The organism is Arthrobacter sp. 147(2020) (assembly GCF_013116715.1).
Lineage (GTDB): Bacteria > Actinomycetota > Actinomycetes > Actinomycetales > Micrococcaceae > Arthrobacter_D.
Window position 1 is genome coordinate 257,026 of the sequence record NZ_JABFOM010000001.1, and the last position, 19,491, is coordinate 276,516.

General features: G+C 65.3%; 21 protein-coding genes. 10 read left to right on the forward strand and 11 right to left on the reverse strand.

Translation table 11 applies throughout. The features are described 5' to 3' along the window. Positions 1-17 precede the first annotated feature (17 nt). The gene (locus HMI58_RS01260) at positions 18-179 is read right to left on the reverse strand and encodes a hypothetical protein (protein ID WP_171584943.1); all 162 of its coding nucleotides are present in this window, start codon (positions 177-179) and stop codon (positions 18-20) included. Positions 180-294: 115 nt separating this feature from the next. Here HMI58_RS01260 and pgm point away from each other — a divergent pair, with 115 nt between their 5' ends. Next, positions 295-1,929 carry a phosphoglucomutase (alpha-D-glucose-1,6-bisphosphate-dependent) gene (gene pgm, locus HMI58_RS01265; protein WP_171584942.1) on the forward strand — a complete coding sequence of 545 codons (1,635 nt, stop codon included), beginning with the start codon at positions 295-297 and terminating at the stop codon, positions 1,927-1,929. A gap of 77 nt (positions 1,930-2,006) precedes the next feature. Here the strand turns inward: pgm and HMI58_RS01270 are convergent, their stop codons facing one another. After that, on the reverse strand, positions 2,007-3,404 hold the full coding sequence (locus tag HMI58_RS01270) for an aldehyde dehydrogenase family protein (RefSeq protein WP_171617875.1): 1,398 nt from the start codon (positions 3,402-3,404) through the stop codon (positions 2,007-2,009). Between the two features lie 73 nt (positions 3,405-3,477). Next, positions 3,478-4,305, reverse strand: coding sequence for an SDR family NAD(P)-dependent oxidoreductase (locus HMI58_RS01275; protein ID WP_171617876.1), 828 nt, complete (start codon positions 4,303-4,305; stop codon positions 3,478-3,480). 75 nt (positions 4,306-4,380) lie between these two features. Between HMI58_RS01275 and HMI58_RS01280 the strand changes: the two genes are divergently transcribed. Continuing rightward, positions 4,381-5,709, forward strand: a complete 1,329-nt coding sequence (locus HMI58_RS01280; protein ID WP_171617877.1) for a solute carrier family 23 protein — start codon at positions 4,381-4,383, stop codon at positions 5,707-5,709. A 10-nt stretch (positions 5,710-5,719) separates the two neighbouring features. Here the strand turns inward: HMI58_RS01280 and HMI58_RS01285 are convergent, their stop codons facing one another. Continuing rightward, on the reverse strand, positions 5,720-6,061 hold the full coding sequence (locus HMI58_RS01285) for an MmcQ/YjbR family DNA-binding protein (RefSeq protein WP_171617878.1): 342 nt from the start codon (positions 6,059-6,061) through the stop codon (positions 5,720-5,722). 93 nt (positions 6,062-6,154) lie between these two features. Here HMI58_RS01285 and HMI58_RS01290 point away from each other — a divergent pair, with 93 nt between their 5' ends. The 4 genes from HMI58_RS01290 (at position 6,155) to HMI58_RS01305 (ending at position 9,220) form a co-directional block, all read left to right on the forward strand. Then, entirely contained in the window at positions 6,155-6,727 is a 573-nt protein-coding gene (locus HMI58_RS01290) for an AAA family ATPase (RefSeq protein WP_205207769.1), read from the forward strand. 46 nt (positions 6,728-6,773) lie between these two features. After that, complete coding sequence (locus HMI58_RS01295; protein ID WP_171584938.1) at positions 6,774-7,154, forward strand: STAS/SEC14 domain-containing protein; 381 nt, start codon at positions 6,774-6,776, stop codon at positions 7,152-7,154. Positions 7,155-7,328: 174 nt separating this feature from the next. Continuing rightward, entirely contained in the window at positions 7,329-8,324 is a 996-nt protein-coding gene (locus HMI58_RS01300) for a phosphotransferase (RefSeq protein WP_171617879.1), read from the forward strand. After that, entirely contained in the window at positions 8,321-9,220 is a 900-nt protein-coding gene (locus tag HMI58_RS01305; protein ID WP_205207770.1) for a DNA-3-methyladenine glycosylase 2, read from the forward strand. Before HMI58_RS01300 ends, HMI58_RS01305 begins: the two co-directional genes overlap by 4 nt. Positions 9,221-9,244: 24 nt before the next feature. Here HMI58_RS01305 and HMI58_RS01310 read toward each other — a convergent pair whose 3' ends face one another. The 4 genes from HMI58_RS01310 to HMI58_RS01325 all read right to left on the reverse strand — a co-directional run bounded on the left by HMI58_RS01310 (position 9,245) and on the right by HMI58_RS01325 (position 12,468). After that, entirely contained in the window at positions 9,245-10,066 is an 822-nt protein-coding gene (locus HMI58_RS01310; RefSeq protein WP_171617880.1) for a glycerophosphodiester phosphodiesterase family protein, read from the reverse strand. A gap of 3 nt (positions 10,067-10,069) precedes the next feature. Next, positions 10,070-10,882: an HAD-IIB family hydrolase gene (locus HMI58_RS01315; protein ID WP_171584935.1), complete on the reverse strand. Its 813-nt coding sequence runs from the start codon at positions 10,880-10,882 to the stop codon at positions 10,070-10,072. 114 nt (positions 10,883-10,996) lie between these two features. Continuing rightward, a complete protein-coding gene (locus HMI58_RS01320) occupies positions 10,997-11,527 on the reverse strand; it encodes a YbhB/YbcL family Raf kinase inhibitor-like protein (protein WP_171584934.1) in 531 nt (176 codons plus the stop codon). Positions 11,528-11,529: 2 nt separating this feature from the next. After that, positions 11,530-12,468, reverse strand: a complete 939-nt coding sequence (locus tag HMI58_RS01325; RefSeq protein WP_171584933.1) for a carbohydrate kinase — start codon at positions 12,466-12,468, stop codon at positions 11,530-11,532. Between the two features lie 206 nt (positions 12,469-12,674). Between HMI58_RS01325 and HMI58_RS01330 the strand changes: the two genes are divergently transcribed. Further along, the gene (locus tag HMI58_RS01330) at positions 12,675-13,274 is read left to right on the forward strand and encodes a DUF6318 family protein (protein WP_171617881.1); all 600 of its coding nucleotides are present in this window, start codon (positions 12,675-12,677) and stop codon (positions 13,272-13,274) included. 70 nt (positions 13,275-13,344) lie between these two features. Here HMI58_RS01330 and HMI58_RS01335 read toward each other — a convergent pair whose 3' ends face one another. Both HMI58_RS01335 and HMI58_RS01340 read right to left on the reverse strand, forming a co-directional pair. Next, a complete protein-coding gene (locus tag HMI58_RS01335) occupies positions 13,345-14,265 on the reverse strand; it encodes an ROK family protein (protein ID WP_171617882.1) in 921 nt (306 codons plus the stop codon). A 77-nt stretch (positions 14,266-14,342) separates the two neighbouring features. Beyond that, positions 14,343-15,113, reverse strand: coding sequence for an alpha/beta hydrolase (locus HMI58_RS01340; RefSeq protein WP_318779112.1), 771 nt, complete (start codon positions 15,111-15,113; stop codon positions 14,343-14,345). Between the two features lie 215 nt (positions 15,114-15,328). Here HMI58_RS01340 and HMI58_RS01345 point away from each other — a divergent pair, with 215 nt between their 5' ends. The 3 genes from HMI58_RS01345 (at position 15,329) to HMI58_RS01355 (ending at position 17,770) form a co-directional block, all read left to right on the forward strand. Continuing rightward, positions 15,329-15,649: a hypothetical protein gene (locus tag HMI58_RS01345; RefSeq protein ID WP_171617884.1), complete on the forward strand. Its 321-nt coding sequence runs from the start codon at positions 15,329-15,331 to the stop codon at positions 15,647-15,649. Between the two features lie 69 nt (positions 15,650-15,718). After that, a complete protein-coding gene (locus tag HMI58_RS01350) occupies positions 15,719-16,828 on the forward strand; it encodes a (p)ppGpp synthetase (RefSeq protein ID WP_171617885.1) in 1,110 nt (369 codons plus the stop codon). 108 nt (positions 16,829-16,936) lie between these two features. Continuing rightward, positions 16,937-17,770 (forward strand): caspase family protein, encoded by an 834-nt coding sequence (locus tag HMI58_RS01355; RefSeq protein WP_171584928.1) that lies wholly within the window; start codon positions 16,937-16,939, stop codon positions 17,768-17,770. A 17-nt stretch (positions 17,771-17,787) separates the two neighbouring features. Here the strand turns inward: HMI58_RS01355 and HMI58_RS01360 are convergent, their stop codons facing one another. After that, positions 17,788-19,440 (reverse strand): hypothetical protein, encoded by a 1,653-nt coding sequence (locus HMI58_RS01360; RefSeq protein ID WP_171584927.1) that lies wholly within the window; start codon positions 19,438-19,440, stop codon positions 17,788-17,790. Positions 19,441-19,491: the final 51 nt, after the last annotated feature.

Here is a 19,491-nt window from a genome sequence, read left to right on the forward strand (position 1 = left end):
GAGACTGACGCCGAGGATCAGGAGTCGTCGTCGTCCCGGTTGTCCTCGGTCTCGATCTCTTTGCCGTCCGGCAGCTCGTTCTCCGGTCCGGGGCCTCCGTAACCGCCGGCGTCGATCTTGTCCGACCCGCCGACCCGCTGTTCTGAATCGTCGCGTTCGGTATCGTTCTGTTCGCTCATGGTGGTGCCTTTCCTGCCTGTGGCTATGTACACGGTGAACCTACCACCATGGCGGCGCGAAGGGGTTTACGACGCCGGGGCTGTAATAGCACCAGTTCTTTGGCATGCTGTAGCCATGGCAAACCGAGCGGGCACAGTCGCCCTCCCCAGCGATCTCGTCGACATTTCCGCACTTCTGGACGCGTACTTTGACGTTGTTCCCGACCTTGGCGACCCCGCCCAACGGGTGGCCTTCGGGACATCCGGGCACCGCGGGTCCTCCCTGAAGGCCTCCTTCAATGAGGGGCACATCGCCGCCATCACCCAGGCGATTGTGGAGTACCGGGCGGGTCAGGGCATCACCGGTCCCCTGTTCATGGGCCGGGACACGCATGCGCTGTCCGAGCCGGCCCAGCAAACCGCGCTGGAAGTGCTTGCAGCGAACAACGTCACGGTGCGGGTGGACGCGCGCGGCGCCTACACCCCCACCCCCGCGGTGTCGCACGCCATCCTCGTCTATAACGCGCAGGGCGCAGACCAGGCGGATGGCATTGTCATCACTCCCTCCCACAACCCTCCCGGCGACGGCGGATTCAAGTACAACCCCCCGCACGGCGGCCCCGCCGATTCCGATGCCACCAACTGGATCGCCGATCGGGCCAATACGCTGATGGAGGGCGGCCTCAAGGAAGTCCGTCGCGTCCCCGCGAGTCAGGCGCAGCAGGCAGATGGAATCGGGACTTACGACTTCCTGCAGCACTATGTTGAGGACCTACCCACCGTCCTGAACCTCGACGCGATCCGAGAGTCCGGGCTGCACATTGGCGCGGACCCGATGGGTGGGGCGGCTGTCGACTATTGGGGTGCCATCGGTGAAACGCACAACCTGAATCTGACGGTCGTCAATCCCGCCGTCGACCCACAGTGGGCGTTCATGACCCTGGATTGGGATGAAAAGATCCGGATGGACTGCTCGTCACCGTCGGCAATGGCCTCGCTCATTGCCCGGGCCAACGAGTTTGATATCTCCACGGGCAACGACGCCGACGCCGACCGGCACGGGATCGTCACCCCCGACGCCGGGCTGATGAACCCCAATCACTACCTAGCCGTGGCCATTGACTACCTCTACCGCAACCGTCCCCAGTGGCGGCAGGACGCCGTCGTCGGGAAGACCCTCGTGTCCTCCTCGATCATCGATCGGGTGGCTGCGGATCTCGGCCGGAAGCTTGAGGAAGTGCCGGTTGGCTTCAAGTGGTTTGTTCCCGGGCTGCTCTCCGGATCCCTTGCCTTCGGCGGCGAGGAATCCGCCGGAGCCTCTTTCCTGCGGTTGAACGGATCCCCGTGGACCACCGACAAGGACGGCATCCTGCTGGCCCTGCTCGCCTCGGAAATCACCGCGGTCACCGGACGGACACCGTCGCAGCACTACCAGGGCCTGACCGACCGCTTCGGGTCCCCCGTCTACGCGCGCATCGATGCGGCGGCCTCGCGGAGCCAGAAGGCAGCACTGGGCAAGCTGTCGCCGTCGGACGTTGCGGCCACCACGCTTGCCGGTGAGTCCATCACCGCCAGGCTAACCGAGGCCCCCGGCAACGGGGCGTCGATTGGTGGCCTGAAGGTCACCACAGAGAATGCTTGGTTCGCCGCCCGTCCGTCGGGCACCGAGGACGTGTACAAGATCTACGCCGAGTCCTTCAAGGGCGCCGAGCACCTGGCACAGGTCCAGGACGAGGCGAAGGCGCTGGTCGACGGGGTTATCGGCGGCTAACCCACCCGAACCGTGAGCTAGAGCGGGTCCGACGGCGTCCGTTCCGCCTCAGCTCACGGTTCAGCTGAAGGGTGGGGTCAGAGAACCCGCCGGAGGAGCCACTTCTTCAGGCCCCGATACGGTGGGTAGGCCAGGCGCAGGGTGTCAATGCCTGTGCCCTTCGAAAGTACCCCCCGGAGCTGGCTGAACGTGTCGAATGAATAGCGGCCGTGATAGGCGCCGATACCGCTGGGGCCCACCCCGCCGAACGGCAGGCCGGGCACCGTGAGATGCAGGTTGCAGGCGTTGTGGCCGATCCCACCCGCGCGGACCTGGTCCTCGAACTGCTGCTGCTCGGCCGGCTGGTTGCTGAACAGGTACGCGGCGAGCGGGGCTGGCCGGGCATTGACGAAAGCAACGGCCTCGTCCATGCCATTGACGGACAGGACGGGCAGGATCGGACCGAAGATTTCCTCCTGCATCACCCGCGAATCCGTCGGCACCTCCGTCAGCAGCGTCGGTTCGAGGTACCGGGTGGCCCGGTCGTGGGCACCCCCGGTGTACACGGTGCCGTTGCCGTCCGCCAGGAAGCCGACCAGCCGGTCGAAGTGACTGTCGTCGACGATCCGGCCGTAGTCAGCGCTTCGGCCCGGATCGGCGCCGTAGAACCCGGTGACCGCACGTTTCATGTGCGCGAGGAGCTGCTCCTCAAGCCCACGTTTCACCAGGACGTAGTCGGGGGCAACGCAGGTCTGACCCGCGTTGAGAAACTTGCCGAACACCAGCCGCCGGGCCACCGCCTGCAGGTCGCCACCGAGCACCACTGCGGGAGATTTCCCTCCAAGTTCGAGGGTGACGGGCGTGAGCGTCCGCGCCGCAGCGGCGGCCACGATCCGCCCAACCCGCTCGCCCCCGGTGAAGAAGATGGAGTCGTACCGCTGGGCGAGCAACTCCTCGCCAACCGCTGCACCGCCTTCCACCACCGTGACGGCACTCTGGTCGAGGTGGTGGGGCAGTAGGTCGGCCATCACCGCCGACGTGGCGGGGGCGTGTTCGCTCGGCTTCAGGACCGCACAGTTCCCGGCGGCGAGCGCGCCGACCAGGGGGGCCAGAAGCAGCTGGACCGGATAGTTCCACGGACCGATGATCAGTACGACGCCGAGGGGCTGGGCCTGCCGGTAGGCCCTCGCAGGCAGGAGACCCGCGGGGACCTGGACCTTCTCGACGCTGGTCCACTTCCGCAGATGTTTCAGCGCGTGCTCGGCTTCGGCCCGCACCAGGGACAACTCGGACACAACCGCCTCCAGCCGGTTCTTCCCCAGATCCGAGTACAGCGCGTCGGTGAAGTCCGTTTCCCGTTCGGTGACCATCCGGATCAGACCCTGGAGTTGGGCACGCCGCCAGGACAGGGGCCGGGTGGTCCCCCCGTCGAAGGTCCCACGCAGGCGCTCCACCAGCGGTGACAGATCGGTGGTTTCCCGGGGGGTAGTGCTCATCTGGGGGTCCTTTCAGGACGCGGCGGACGCGTCGTGGTCTTCGGTCGCGGGTCGTCGGGTGCGGGCATGCAGGTCAGCTGGGACGGCCGGTGAAATGCTCCATCGAGCTGTACACCTTGAAGACACGTCCGGCCACCACATCCCAGAGAGGCTGCGGCAGGACGCCGCGGAGCGCGCTGCCCAGTGCCACCGACCACGGCAACTGAAGTCGGGGGCGGCCAGCGAGCAGCGCGCCCCAGGCCCGGTCGACGACGTCGGCGGGGTCCATCAGCGGTGTGAACAGGGGACCGCGGGCGCCCTCGAACATACCGGTCCGGATGTAGCTGGGGATCAAAGTGGTCACCTTGATCTGCCGGTGCCCCGCTTGGCGAAGCTCCAGCCGCAGGGAGTCGCTCCACCCGATCACGGCCCATTTCGAGGCGGTGTACACACTCATCCTGGGCACGGAGAGGGTGCCTGATGCCGAAGCGACGTTGAGGATACGCGCCGGTTCCCGGGAGGCAATCAGGTCCGGCAGGAACTCCCGGGTCAGGTGCATCAGCGCAAGCGTGTTAATCTGCATCACCAGCGCGATGTCAGCCTGCTGGTCGTGGTCCCAGAAGTATTTTCCGCGGACGATCCCGGCGTTGTTGATCAGGACCGACGGAACCCCGACATCGTTCCGGACCGCGGCCGCCGCCGTCGTGATCTCGCTCAGGGACGCGAGATCAACTACATAACTGTGCACAGCCGGGCCGGATCCGGCCAGCGAATCGGCGGTCGCGTGAAGGGCTTCGGCGTCGACGTCCCAGAGGACGACGGCCGCGGCCCGCTCCTGGACGGCGCGTTCCGCGTAGAGCCGACCCATCCCGCTGGCGGCTCCGGTAATGAGGACTGTTCGGCCTTCGACAGTGAATGACATGAGTGCAACGTAACACTCCGCCCGGACGGTAGGCTTTCCGACAGATCACCCCGCACATTCTTGGAAGGCACAGCCATGAGCAGGTTCGGCACGTCGTGGACGCTTCACGGTGATGGAAAGAACGTCCTTCCCGGGCAGTTTGTTGCCCCTGATGAACGGCTCAGCTGGCCACGGACGGTGGGGATCGGCGCCCAGCATGTTGTGGCGATGTTCGGTGCCACGTTCCTGGTTCCCCTGATCACCGGATTCCCACCCGCCACCACCCTGCTGTTCTCGGGCCTGGGCACCATCCTGTTCCTGATCATCACGGCCGGCAAGGTGCCCAGCTACCTGGGGTCGAGCTTCGCTTTCATCGCCCCGATCGCCGCAGCCCAAAGCCAGCACGGACCGGCGGGGGCGCTCGGTGGCATCATCATGGCCGGGGCCGTCCTGGCGATTATCGGCGCCGTCGTCCATCGGGCGGGTTCGCGCTGGATCCAGATCGTGATGCCGCCCATTGTCACCGGAGCCATCGTCGCCCTGATCGGGCTGAACCTCGCCCCCACCGCGAAGGCCAGTTTTGAGCAGGCACCACTGACCGCCCTCATCACCGTGGTGGTGATCCTCCTGGTCACCGTGCTCTTCAAGGGCATCCTCGGGCGACTGTCCATCCTGGTGGGTGTCCTCGCCGGGTACGCGGTCGCGATGCTTCGCGGGGAAGTGGACTTCGCGGCGATTGGGGATGCCGCGTGGATAGGCCTTCCACCGTTCCAGACCCCCGAGTTCCACCTGTCAGTCGTCGGGTTGTTCATCCCCGTGGTCCTGGTCCTGGTTGCCGAGAATATTGGCCATGTGAAGTCGGTGGCTGCGATGACCGGGCGTGACCTTGACCCAGTCACCGGCCGTGCCCTGATGGCTGACGGTCTGGCCACCATGCTCGCCGGGTCAGGCGGTGGCTCCGGAACCACCACGTACGCAGAGAACATCGGTGTGATGGCCGCGTCTCGTGTGTACTCGACTGCCGCCTACTGGGTGGCAGGGATCGTCGCCATCCTGCTCAGCCTGTTCCCCAAGTTCGGCGCGCTAATCGCTACTGTCCCGCCGGGCGTGATCGGCGGCGCCGGGGTGGTGCTCTACGGCATGATCGGTATCCTCGGAGTCCGGATCTGGGTACAGAACCAGGTCAACTTCTCCAACCCCATCAACCTGTCGACGGCGGGGGTGGCGTTGGTAGTGGGCATTGCCAACTTCACCTGGACCATCGGTGAACTCACTTTCGAAGGTATCGCCCTGGGCACTGCGGCAACCCTGGTGATTTACCACGTGATGAACGCTCTCGCCCGGTGGCGGGGAAGCGAACATGTCACTGGGCCGAACGACGTCGACGCCTCTGACCAAGGGTCCCGCCCTTCCAAACTGGGCTGAGCCGGCTTTCCTAGCCCCGGCCCCTTCCCGTTCGGAGACTGGCAGGGGCCCGGGTCAGCCACGCTTCTTCCAGGAGCTCCGCCAGCTCCTCCCGGCCCACTGCGTCAAGCCGGACGAGCACCATCGGGTACCCGTCGTAGTGGGAAGTGGTGAAGAACTTGTTGGGGTCGGCGGCGATCAGTTCGAGTTTCTCCTCTTCTGTCTCACGCCAGAGGACCAGCACTCCGGGTTCCTTGTACAGGCAGGCGAACACCTTGTCCTTCACCCTGAATGCTGGCCGTCCATAGGAGGAACGCTCGGTGGTTTCTGGGAGTGCAAGCGATAGGCCGCGGACGTCGTCGTCGTTGCTCATGCTCCAAAGCTAGTCCCCCGGAGGGCCGTAGGGGGAGGGGAAGATCCTTCCGATCTGCCGGACCTGACCGCCCGCGACGATTAGGCTGATGCGGTGACCACCGCCCTGCATTGCGTCTTCCTCAACGGCACGGTTGGCGTGGGAAAAACATCGACTGCTGATGCCCTGGCGGACCTGCTGACGATCCGCGGTGTACCGAATGCAGTAATCGACCTCGACTGGCTGCGGTTTGCGTGGCCCGCCCCCACCGGCGACCCCTTCAACCGGCGGCTCGAGCTGGCGAACCTGTCGGCCGTCATCCCCAATTTCCGTGCCGGCGGCACCCGCCTCCTGGTGCTTGCCGGAGTCATTGAAGGGACCCTCCAGCGCGAGGAGTACGAGCAGGTACTGGATCAGTTGCTGGTCGTCCGGCTGGAGGCTAGCCCAGCGACAGTGCAACACAGGTTGCGACGCCGCCATGATCCACTCGATCCATCGCTCGACTGGCATCTTGATCGTGCCATCGAGTTGAAGGCGATTCTCAGCTCGGCTGACGTCGACGACGCGGTCCTCCACACCGACGGAAGGGACCCGCGCAGTGTCGCCTCAGCAGTTCTTGGTGTCCTTGAGCAACAGTGGCCTACCTCACACATCCAAATGGCTGCAGGCGACGAAGTAACCCAATAGACGCTTACTTAAACTTTCAACATATTTGCTGAGGTCTCGGGACACCATGAACAACCGCCAGATCAACGACGTCGCACGACACTCCACCGCAGACGAAACCCAGCGCCTCGCTCTCAGGGAGGATGGAATCCTGCATGTCCAGTGGCGGCCCGCAACAGTGGTCACTGTGGATCAGGCCCGCGCCACGCTGGACGCATCGCTACTCAGTGAGGGCGCACGCCGAATCCTCATGAGCATGACCGCCGTCGCCTTCACGAGCGCAGCTCGCCGCGTCATTTGCGATGAAGAAGGCATCACAGCGATCGCCCTGGTGGGCGACGGGCCAGTTGATCGGGTGGTCGCCGCCTTTGCTGACAACGAGGCGCACCCTGCGCAGTTCTTCACCTCCGAGGACGACGCGATCGACTGGCTCGGAACCTTCGCCTGAGCACTCTCTGCGGGAGTGCTGCCTTCAAGGCGATCGGAATGCCTAAACTGGTGGCATGGTGCGGATCGGGTTGCAGAGTGGCATGAGCTCTCGGCACTGGCCCGGCCACGTCCGCCCGGCACAGCCGGTCGTCCTGGGGCTGCGCCGCACGCCAACCCACCGGAACCAGTTCTGATGGACCTCCAGCAGGTCTGGGCATCTCCGGCGTGGCATCAGGAGATCCAGCAGTGGATTACGCAGGTTCTGCAGAGTAGTGGCCTGACGCAGACCGGCCCAGTGGAGCAGGCGCGGATTCGCTTCTGGTCCACCCAGGTCACCGTGCCGACCGACCACGGGCAATTGTGGTTCAAGGAGAACAACCCGGGCCAGTTCGCGGAGGCAGCGATCGTGGCCTCCCTGGCGGAACTGACACCCGACCATGTGGCAGCTCCCCTCGCCATCGAACCCGCCAGGGGATGGATGCTGACGCCCGACCACGGGAAGACGCTCGCCTCACTGAAGTCGGCTGACTACCAGTTGTGGGTCCGGGTGGTGACCGGCTTCGCCGACTTCCAGCGGCAACTCGTTCCCCATCGGTCGCCGTTGGCCGCGGTCGGCCTGATCAGCATGGATCCAGCGATCGCCGGGAACTTCGTGAGCAACCAGCTTCTCCTTCATACCGGTCTACCGCCCGATCATCCCCTGCACCTGTCCTCCCAGGCCGCCGACGGCATCTATGCCAGCATTCCCGCCCTTGAGGAAGCAGCCGGTGCAATGAGTGCCCTGGGCGTCCCCCTGAGCCTTGAACACAATGACCTGCACGCCGACAACGCCTTCATACCTGGCGCGACGAATGCCCCACTGCGGTTCTTCGACTTCGGTGACTCCTGCTGGGCGCACCCCTTCAGTTCGCTGTACGTGCCATTGACGGTCATGCAGGAGCAGTGGCAGACCACGGTGGACGACCCCCGTATCCGGGCGGTGGTCACCGCGTACCTCGAACGGTGGACTGACTACGCGCCGCTTGCTGAGCTACGGCTGGTGGTCGAGCCTGCACTCAAACTGGCGCGGCTGCACCGGTACGGGTCCTGGCTGCGACTGCTGATCCACGCGGACGACGCATCGATGCGCCAGTACGGTCCGCACGCTTTGGAGTACCTGAGGACATTGACCGACCCGGTGCTGGGGTGACCGCACGCTTCTTCCTGGCAGCCAACGGGGTGATCGAGGCAGGGCCCATGGTGTCCCTGCTCGCAAACCACTTCATTCCCGGCTGTGAAGTCCCCGACCGCCAGGGGATGTCCCACACCCGGTTGCTCGGTTCCGCTGGCGGCCACCACGCCGTCACCCTGACCATCGGTGCGCTGGGTGTCGACGTCGATACCTCCGCGCCCGTCGAGGACCTTCCCAGCCTGGCAGCGACAATCCGCCGCTGGCTGGACCTGGACGCTGATCTTAATGCGGTCGCTCGGGCCTTTGAACCGGACACCCTGCTTGGCCCCCTGGTCAGTCGGCGCCCCGGCCTGCGGGCAGTGGGGTATCCCGAGCCCTTCGAGGCTGCAATCATGACTGTCCTCGGACAGCAGGTCTCCGTCACCGCTGCGGGCACGTTTGCCGGGCGCCTTGCCGCTGCCTACGGCACCCCCGGCCCAGCCGGGCTGACGATCTTCCCCACGCCGGAAGTGCTCGCCGCTGCTCCGTCCGAGGAGCTACGCAGCGCCGTCGGCGTCACCGGCACCCGCGGAGCGACGGTCCAACACGTAGCCCGGGCCTTCAGCGACGGACTCACCCTCACGGGCGACCATACGGCCGTCCGTGCGGAACTGCTGGCTATCCCCGGGATCGGCCAGTGGTCAGCCGACTACCTGGCTGTCCGGGTGCTGGGAGATCGGGACGCCTTCACGCCGGGTGACCTGGTGCTGCGACGGGCGATGGGCAATCCCAGCATCCGTGAGGCGGAGGCCATCGCCGAGCGGTGGCGCCCACACCGGGCGTACGCGTTGTTCCATTTGTGGACCGAAGCGACCTATCCACCGCGAGCCCCTGTGAACAGATCCGGCAAGAAACGTGGCGCTCCCCCACGATAGTGGTGGCCCACAGCCCCGCTGCGGCTACGGTGCTTTTCCGCTGCCCTTGGGTGAGGCGGTTTGCGGCCACTGCCCCCGGTGTCGCATTGTCTCGGCCAGGCGATCCGCACGGTCGGACACGAGCCCGTCTACGCCGCCGCCCAGCGTCAGCAGCTGCTCCATCGCGTCGGTCTCATTGACGGTCCAGACATGGACCGGCAGCCCCGCGGCGCGACACCTTCGGATAAAGCGGTCGGTCATCACCGTCACGCCTGCGTGCTGGATCGGCAGCTGAAGACAATCTACTCGGGTGAGCCGGGCGAGCCGCTTGGTTAGGCCAAGCGGACTCAACAGCCAGATCAGAGCCGAGCTAACCTGTCCGGCGGAGGACGCCACCGGGCGGGACAGCAGGTTCAGGGTCCGCCGCCGCCTCCGGTCGGAGAATGAGGCCACCAGCACCCGGTCATGGGCCCCCAGCCGTTCCACGAGCCGGACGAACGGCTCCACGGAGGCGTCATCTTTGAGGTCAATGTTCAGCTTCAGGTCGGGCCATCGGGTCAGGACGGCTTCCAGAGTGGGGATGGGTTCGACGCCGTTGATCCGGACCTTGTCCAGCTCGTCCAGGGTGCGCTCCGCCAGGGGGCCCTGAGCATCGCACACCCGGTCCAGCAGCTCGTCGTGGAACACCATCACGACTCCGTCCTGAGAGGTCCGGACATCGATTTCCAGGTATCCGAATCCGAGGTCCACGGCAGCCTCAAAGGCCACCATCGAGTTTTCCAGCCCGTCGACCGAGAACCCGCGGTGCGACAGGGCAAGGGGCCGCTGCACCCCATCCGGTCCGGTGTTGAGCAGGTACGGCAGCACGGGTTAGCGGGTCGCCCTGAGCGCGGAGAGGCGTTCTTCAAGAATCTGTGCGACGCCGTCATCCTCGAACGCCGGAGCCTGCAGGTCCGCGGCCGCAATCGCCTCCGGGTGCCCGGATGCCATCGCGTAGCCGGTGCCTGCCCAGTTCAGCATCTGCACATCGTTGGGCATGTCGCCGAAGGCGACGACGTCGGCCTGGCTGATGCCACGGCTGGCCGCGAACTCAGCGAGGGTGACCGACTTGTTGATGCCGGGCATGGACATTTCCAGCAGCGCAACGCTCGGGGCGGAATGGGTAGCGGTGACCAGGTGGGCGACGGCGGGCCGCACGGTATTGAGGAACCTATCCGGCAAGACCTCGCGTTCCCGGGCCAGGAACTTGATAACTCCTGCCCCGACGAGGGATTCTGCCAGCGGCCGCGCCACAGCGCCAGCGAGCAACTCCACCGAGCCTTCCTCGGCAAACCCGTGCTCGATGTGGAATCCATCGACCGTCTCCGCAGCGAAGGACGCCGCCGGATAGAGGTCCAGGATGATCTTGCGGGCAGCCAGAATGTTGCTGTGTTCCAACAAGTGGGCGCTCAGCACCTGTTCGTCTTCCAGGTTGTAGGTGACCGCACCGTTGGAGCAGATCACCGTTCCGCGGTGTCCCAACTGCTCGCGCAGCGGATCCAGCCAGCGGGGTGGCCTGCCGGTCACGAACACCACTTCAACGCCCGCGTCCAGGCACGCCTGAAATGCTTCGACCGTCCGTGGGCTGATCCTGCCGTCGTGGCCAACAATCGTTCCATCCATATCGCTGGCGACCAGGCGCATGCGGGTACTCCTTCACTAAGCGGGTGACTTTAAGCCTACCCGTCCGGGAAGAGCGCTGAGCCCCGGGAATCCAGTGGATTCCCGGGGCTCAGCGGAACAATAGCAGGACCTTATCTACTGCTCGAACGTGGCGATCAGGCGAGCCCGCCCAAGGGTATGGGAGAACAGGTTGAACCCAAGATAAGCGTTGCTGCCGTCAGCCGGCACCTCAAGGTTTTCGACATCCACCGCGTGCACCACCACGTGGTAGTGGTGTGGGCCGTGTCCTGCCGGAGGCGCAGCGCCGATAAAACCCGTGAAGCCGCCGTCGTTCTTCAGCTGGGTGGCACCGTCGGGCAGATTGGGGCTCCCGTCGACGCCGGCACCCGTCGGCAGTGACGTGGTGGACGCCGGGAGATTGAACACAGCCCAATGCCAGAATCCGCTCGCCGTGGGGGCATCGGGATCGTAGACAGTCACTGCGAAGCTTTTGGTCCCTTCCGGGAACCCGCTCCAGGAGAGCTGCGGCGACAGATCCTTCCCGCCGTCGATACCCATCGCTCCGGAAGCATGCTTCGCATCCAACGGCTGGTTGTTCTCAATATCTGTGCTGGTCAGGGTGAACTCGGGGACTGGGGGGAGGTCTGCGTACGGGTCACGGGTCATAACTACTCCTGGTTCAGTTTCGGGTCTGTCATTAGCTCATTGCGGTCCGGCGGATTAGCACCGGCACGGGAAACGGTAACGGCTGCCGCTCTTGCCGCATACACGAGGACTGCTTCCATCTGTTCAACGGAAATGTGGCGCAGGTCATTCCGCTGCTGCGCGCCGGCGAAGCCCCGGTCCACGAGTGAACCCAACAACGCGGACATGAACGAGTCTCCGGCACCCACCGTATCCACCACCTGGGCGGCTGGCGCCGGGACCGAGGTTTCGCCGCCCGCGACGACGGCCCAGGGGCCGAGGGAACCGCGCGTGACCACCACCATGGCCGGGCCTTTCGCCAACCAGAGACGTGCTGTCTCGAGGACGTCCTGCCCGGGGTAGAGCCACTCAAGGTCCTCATCGGAGGCCTTGACGACGTCGGCGAGCGCCACAAACTTCTCTGCCTGATCCCGGGCATAGGCAACATCGGTGACAATGCTGGGCCGACAGTTGGGGTCATAGGAGATGGTGGCCAGCGGGTGCGCCTGCTCGACGACTGCCAGCACGTCAGTCGCCCCAGGTTCCAGCATGGTGGCGATAGATCCCGTGTGTAGGAGCGTGGTTCCCTCGAGAATCCTGTCCGTCTCTTCACGGATTCCTTGCAGCTCCCACACCAGCTGGAATTTGTACGAGGCACCGCCTGCAGGATCCAGCCGCGCGGTGGCGATGCTGGTGGGGTGCTTGTCGGGTCCCATCGGGGTGAGCACCGAGTTGCCGCGAAGGTGTTCCTGGATCATCCGCCCATACTCATCATCGCCCCAGCGTCCGATGAACCGGCAGGGATGCCCCAGCCTGGCCAGACCGACAGCCACGTTCATCGGGCTGCCGCCCACATGGGCGCGGGGCGACGCGACATCGCTGATTACTTCGTCTATGAGGGTTTCCCCGATCACGGTGAGCACGCTAACAAGTTAGCACCCCCACCCACCGGGGAGCCTGTGGTTGCTTCAGGAATGGCCGGGTGTGATCACCTGAGTGGGTGAGGAGGTTCGGTGTGATCTCCGGCACACCACCCTCGAACGAGCCGCTAGTTGCCTAAGGCTACCGCTAGGATGGGCCTGATACTGCGCTCTGAAGCGCGCCAGAAACACACAAATTTGGGGACACCATGAAGATCAGAAATGCTGCGGCTATTGCCGTCATCGCACTCGCCACGCTGACCGCCTGCGGTGAGTCGACCGAGTCCGCCGCCCCGTCCGAGGCTGCCGCCCCAACCCCTGCGAGTTCCACTGCTCCCGCCCAGAATGTTCAGGCGCCGGAGACCAACGATCTGATGAGCGAAGCCAGCCCCGAGGGTGCACGGGCCTTCCTGCACCACGTTTTCGAGCTGAAGTCCTACAACCAGCGGACCGGCGAAACCGAGGAACTGCTTGCCACCCTCGACGGCGCAGAAGCGGCTACCGCCGAGGCCGAGGAATTTGCGGCAATGTATGCGGACGGCGGCTGGGTTCTGGGCGGACAGCCAAAGGTCAAGCAGATCATCGTCACTACCCCGGCAGAAGAAGTGGCCGAGGACGTTGAGGTTGACGCTCTGATCACCGTCAACCCTGACGCCTACACGTCATTCGACGAGGCCGGAGAGGTCCAGGAGACCCGCCCGTTCGATCCCGCCGGCACCATCTACTCAGCGACAGTGGTCTACACCGACGGTGCCTGGAAGGCCACCTACCTGGAAGAAACCCCTGACGCCGAACTCCCCTCGGAGTAATGCGGCATCCGGCCGTCAGCCCGCGAGGCTGACGGCTGGGCTGGGCTGGGCTGCAGGGAGCATCAGGTGCTCAGCGGCCGTGATCCTCGCGGCGCGACGCCCAGTACGCGGCACCCACCAGAGCGGCGTCGTCGGGCAGGACGGCCCGCTCGATCCTGAAGTCCACAAGCCGCCGGTCTTCGAGAGTCATTCCCGCGCGGATCGCCGGTTCCACCAGATCCCAAGATCGGGCCATTGAGCCGCCGATCACCAGAACGCCGGCGTCAAAGCGTTTCAGCACCATCGCGAGGGTTTCCCCCAGTGCACCGAATGCCGTATCCAGCACTTGGCGGGCGGTGTCATCGCCGGCGCGGCTCCGGGTGGCGATGGCGTGGACGTCGGGACCTGTTGCCGGGTCCATTCCCGCCGCCGCTGCATAGGCTGCCCGGATAGCCCGCCGGGACACGGTGTGCTCCAGTGGGCTTCCCCGATAGATTTCGTGATGGATGCTGCCATCCGGTGAGACTGTCGGACCAGTGCCGACCGGTTCGCCGTGGTTCAGGAAGGTCGAACCCACGCCGGTACCGAGGGTGATGCAGAGCGCCCGGTCGTGACCCCGGGCAGCTCCGAGGGCGTACTCCCCCACCCCGAAAGCGTCAGCGTCGTTGAGGAAGTGAATCATCCCCGGAGTGGGAGTGATGCGGTCCATTAGGGCATTCCGAACGTGAACGCCGTTGAGGCTGTCGAACTTTCCTACGTTCTCAAAACGGCCAACCCCCGTTGCATAGTCGAAGGGGCCGGGAATCGCGACGGACCAGATGGCTCCTGGGGCGGCGGTGAGAGCATCCGCGGCCACGCCGATCGCTTCAATCAGGCTCTCCGCGGTCCCCTGAGCCTGAAGGTCGACCCGGGCCAGGGAAGGTCGATCAATCGCCCACGTTCCGGATTCCACCAGGGCAGCAGTGAGGTGGGTGCCTCCAATTTCGAGCACGGGGATGATGGTGCTGCTCATCTGACGTAGCCCTTTCAGCCGGTCTGAACACCGTATCGTCGAACCGGAGCAACAGTAACCATTGCGCTTTCTTTGGATCAGCGACCCATCAGGCGGTCCACCGCCTCCACCACCTGCGCCCAGGCATCGGTTCCCGGGGTAATCATCGCGAAGTGGTCCCCGGGGATCAGCTGCAACTCCGTCTCCGCCCCGGCGGCAAGGGCAGCCGTTACGTAGCTTTGGGACTGGCTGACCGGCACTGTCGAGTCCTCCTCTCCGTGCAGTGCAAGGACCGGGACAGCCAACGGAATGGCTGCCATGGGATCGGCCGCGCGGTAACGCTCCGCGTCCCCGGCCGGATCCACGCCCATCAGGATCAATACCGCTCCGTCACCCAACCCCAGGTTGTGTGCCTCCACGAGGTTGAGCACCCCGGACTGGCTGACGACACCGGTCAGCGGCACCGCTGGTACCCCGGCTCCTGGAGCGCCGCCGGGCAACGATGACCGTCCCGCCGCCCATACCGCAAGGTGGCCGCCTGCGGAGTGTCCAAGTGCCGTTGTCACCGCCAGGTCCAGACCGTGATCACTTGCCGCCGTGGCCAGAAGGTCTATTCCGGCGTCCACATCGGCGAAGGTCTCCGGCCAGCCGCCACCATTCCCCGCCCGCCGGTACTCGAGGTTCCAGCAGGCGTAGCCACGGGACGCGAGGTCCTCGGCCAGCGGTTGCCCCAGATCCAGGCCGTACCCGGATCGCCAGTATCCACCGTGGATAATCACGACGACGCCCGGGAGCCTCTCACCAGCCGGCAGGTACAGCTCGGCAAACTGGCTGGGATCATCGCCATAGGTGTAGCGCTGGGGTGTCACTGGTTCCTCCGGTTGCTTCGGTGACGGGCCGGGCCTGGCCGCCGCGCAGCCCGCGAGTGCAGCCGCGGCGGCGAGGCCAGCGGCGCCCAGAACGGTGCGTCGGCGTAGGTTGTCCACACCGCACAGCGTAACCGGCGCACCTCACTCGCACCGGTGCCACCCTTTCCAGGTGAGGTGCCGGGTGTTTGAATGGAATGACCAATCAAGGGGGAACGATGCTCACCAAAGGAACACGGCGGCTCATCACGGGCGGCGTGGCATTGGTAGCCACACTATTTATCCTGCCGACACCACTGTTCGAGGTTTTCAGTGAAACGGCCGAGGGGCTGTCGCTGGCGCTCTTCGTGCTGGGAGTAGTCCTCCTGGTTGGGGGCCTGTTTCTGGTGATCACCGGGCTGATGAAGCGGTCGCATGATCTGCGTACCCCCCGCAGCTATGACACGCGGCAGGGCACCACCAGCGACGAGGACCGGCCAGTGGACGGCCACTCGATGCCCACCGCCGGACGCCAGGGGCAGATCGGCGGTGTGCTCTAAGCACCGCTCCACCGGAACTGTCAGACCCGCCCGATAGGATGACTGGAAGCCATCGTCGGAGGAGTCTAAATGAGCGCCTGGGATCAGTTGGATGACCGTCTCCGCCCCGCGGTGGAAGCGAGCACCCGCGAGTTCGAGCGGGTCCGGCCGCGCCTCGAAGAGGTCACCCGTCAGATGCAGGCCGGTATCCAGGAAATTTTTGTCGGCACCGAACTGAACCCATTGTTCGTCACGGCCCGCACCAAGACCGTCGAGTCGTTCCGCGACAAGGCCTCCCGCATGCTCGCCGCAACCGTTCCCGGTGACCTGCCGACCCTGGTGTTTCCTGACCCGCTGCGAAACCTCACCGACGTTGTCGGTGTCCGGGTGATCACCACCCTGCCGCACGAGGTGGATGTCGCGGCAAATCTGATCAAGCGGCAGCGGCAGGACTTCGATTGCCGGGGGGATCGGGAAAAGGACATCGGCACCATCGAATCGGGCACCTACGGATACTCCAGCCGTCACCTGATCCTGCGGACAATCCAGAGCGAAGCCGTCAAGGACTACCAGAAGGCACTGGACCCGGCAGCGAAAGCCGGCGGCAGTTACATGTTTGAAGTCCAGATCCGCACCGTCCTGGCCCACGCATGGTCCGAAATCGAACACGACATCCGATTCAAGGCCTCCAACCCCAAGGCATGGAGTCCGTACTTCGACCGCCAGTTCACCGGTACCGCGGCGATGCTCGAATCCGTTGAGTCGGCATTCGCCGAACTGCATGAACGGTATGAAACGGTCACCGGTTTCTGGGACGAGTACGGGGAGGGCAGCGTCCCGCTAACCCCGAACCGGGTACGGGACGTGTGGCAGACGCTCCTCCCGCACGTCGACCGGAAGACTGACGACAACTGGGGCTGGGCGGCCGAGCTGCTTGCCGCCCACGGACTGACGACGACGACGGCCCTTGCGTCACTGCTGCAGGCGGACACCATCACTTCGGTGCGCCGCGCCCTCGACCACAGGTACTCGCCGGGACCCGACCGGCTCCTCGATGATGTGCTGCTGTGGCACTACGGGGAACGCCACATTGACCTGACGGCTGAACCCACCGAGGCGAACCCCACCCCACGCCGGGACAGCCTGCAACGTCGGCACCGGCAGATGGCCACTTTCAGGGCTCTGGAGTCCAGCCGCTAGCCCCTCACTGGCATCCCGCTCCGTCTGGCCAGTAACAGCCCAGTAACACCTCCTCCGCTAGGTTGCCGCGTACCTGCGACGGGGCAGGAACCGAGGGAGGACGGTGCCATGTCCAAGTACGCGCTCTGTGTCGGCATCAACAAGTTTGAGAACCTGCCGACCAACGGTTGGCTCAACGGATGCGTCAACGACGCCAAGGACTTCGCGGCGATACTCGCCGAACAGTATGGGTTCGCGAAACGGAACGTGACGGTACTCCTGGACTCGAAGGCCACCAAGGCTGCGGTCATCGGCAAGCTGCAGGCGATGGTGAAGCGGGCCAAACCGGGTGACCACCTGGTGTTCACGTTCTCCAGCCACGGCACTCAGGTCCTCGACGTGTCGGGGGACGAGCCGGACGGGGCCGACGAAGCGTTCGTTACCTTCGACATGAGACAGAAGGGCGACCAGTGGGACGCCTCCACCCTGATCCTCGACGACGAGTTGCATGACCTGCTGGCTACCCTGCCTGACGGCGTGCTGCTCGACGTCGTCCTGGACACCTGCCATAGCGGGTCCGGGTTGCGCGCACTGGATCTGCTTCCCACCAGGCGGCCCCGGTTCGTCCCGCCTCCCACACCGCTTGGCCTGGAACGGACTGAATCGGCGGATCCGCGCGCTTTCCGCGACCTGGTCCGGTCCGACGCCGCGGCAAAGCCAGTCCTGTTCGCGGCCTGCCGATCGGACCAGACGGCCGCCGATGCTGACTTCTCGGGGCGGTACAGTGGCGCCTTCAGCTACTTTTTCCTCAAAGCACTGAGGGAGGATCCAGCAAAAAGCCGACGCGATGTGTTGAAGCAGGTCAGCGCAGACCTGCGCGGCGGGAAATTCACCCAACGCGCGCAACTCGAAGCCCCGGCGGCAGCAAAGGGCACAGCCTGGGGCGCCGCGTTCCAAGGTTAAGCGGGAGGTCCTCGGCCCTACCTCCCCCTCCCCTGGCTGTGGAATGTGAGCTTCGCCGGCCCGGTCCCCGCTCCGGCTTCAGGGGTGGTGATCTGCCTGAGCATGGCAGCGTCACGGGCCTTGGCCTGCTGATACTCCTGCTGCCGCACCGGGTCGTAGACCGGCTTCAACGCGGCGTAACAAAGGTGGCCTCCCTCATCGAAGCGAAGCAACCCGCCTCCCCGCAGCGTCACCGGGCCCGGCCCGGAAAGACCCATCCTGCGCATCTCCGAACGGCCCACCGTGAACTCCTGCACAAAGGAGGCGCCGATCTCCGAAACAACGAAACCGTCGGGACTGACCCTGATGCTGGGCCGCACCCGGTCCACAGTGATCGAGTGCCGCTCATCCATTGCGGTTTCCCGCAGCAGGTCACTGTTCTCCCAGATGAATCTGACAATCTCCTCCGGGTCGGTGCCAAGAGCTGACAATCGGACCGGGTACCTGAGGCTGCGCATTCCGCCCGTCCCGGCCAGCAGTTCATCGGCGGGCACGGTGACTCCCACCTCAGCGAACGCATCCCGGACCACCTGCCGATACCGATACCTGTCCTGCGGGACGAGCACCAGATCGGCTGAAAGGATCCCGCGCAGGAAATCGGACCACGTCACATCCACCGGTGCCATGTAGCCCAGTCCGCGGATCAGCATCGCCAGCACCTGCTCGCCCACCTTCGCGCCTGACTTCGCCACCTGATACAGACTGGATCGTCCCCCCGGCTGGTCCAGCCGGGTCTTCCAGAGCCGGGCCACCACGTTCAGGACCGCCTGCACCACCGGCTCCGCCCGACGGTGCGGGTCCGGCAGCGTACGCCAGTCGCCAGGCACCGGAGTCCGCATGGATTGCCTCGCCGGCCCATGCGAGAACAATCCATCGCCGAAGCTGAACAGACCACTCAAAAGGATCTGCTCATCGAGACCTTCAAGGTCCGGCACCCCAACGCCGCGGGGATCAAGGAGTTGCTCCACCCGCTCGGCTGACGAAAACACCGACAGCATGGCCACCAGGTCGGAGATAGCCTCATGGAGAGCGAACTGGTCCAGGGAGGCCACCTGGTCCGACCAGCGAGGTCGGTACCCGGCAAGGATCGCATGGGTCACCTCGTGCGCGACAAGGTCCCGGTACAACGCCAACGGGACAGCCAGCCGCTCACGGCGATCCCTCCGGTGCCCGAAGCGGATCACCCCCTCCTCCCGGTCGTAGCCGGAGTCGGCGTAGGGAACCGTATCGTAGGCGTGGATCCGGAGCCTCCTGCCGCGGGCCCAGCCCATCCGGCGGCCCAGCGTCGATTCAAATGCGGCAAGGGTCGACGCCGCGACCGCGTAGGTGTGCTGCGCTAGGAACCGACGATCAGCCAGCAGGTCGGACAAATTGGGAGGCGGGCACTCGTCCATCAGCATCCACGGGTCGGTCTCATCCCCAAGCAGCAGGTCAAGCGGCTTACCCCGTTGGCCGCGGACGACGACGTCGAACCGTGCACCCCGCGGTCCGCCACCGATGCGCTCCACTGGCACCCGCAGCGTCGTCGTCATCGGACCATCCGGGCCCACAGTGAAAGGACCCTCGGCCAGGATCGTGAGGGGGCGCAACTCCCCCGTGTGACTGCCGGGACCGAGCATCACGCCTGCCATCTGGTTCCCTCCCTATCACCCGCCGTCGGCGCGCGGGATTCCCTGCGGTCC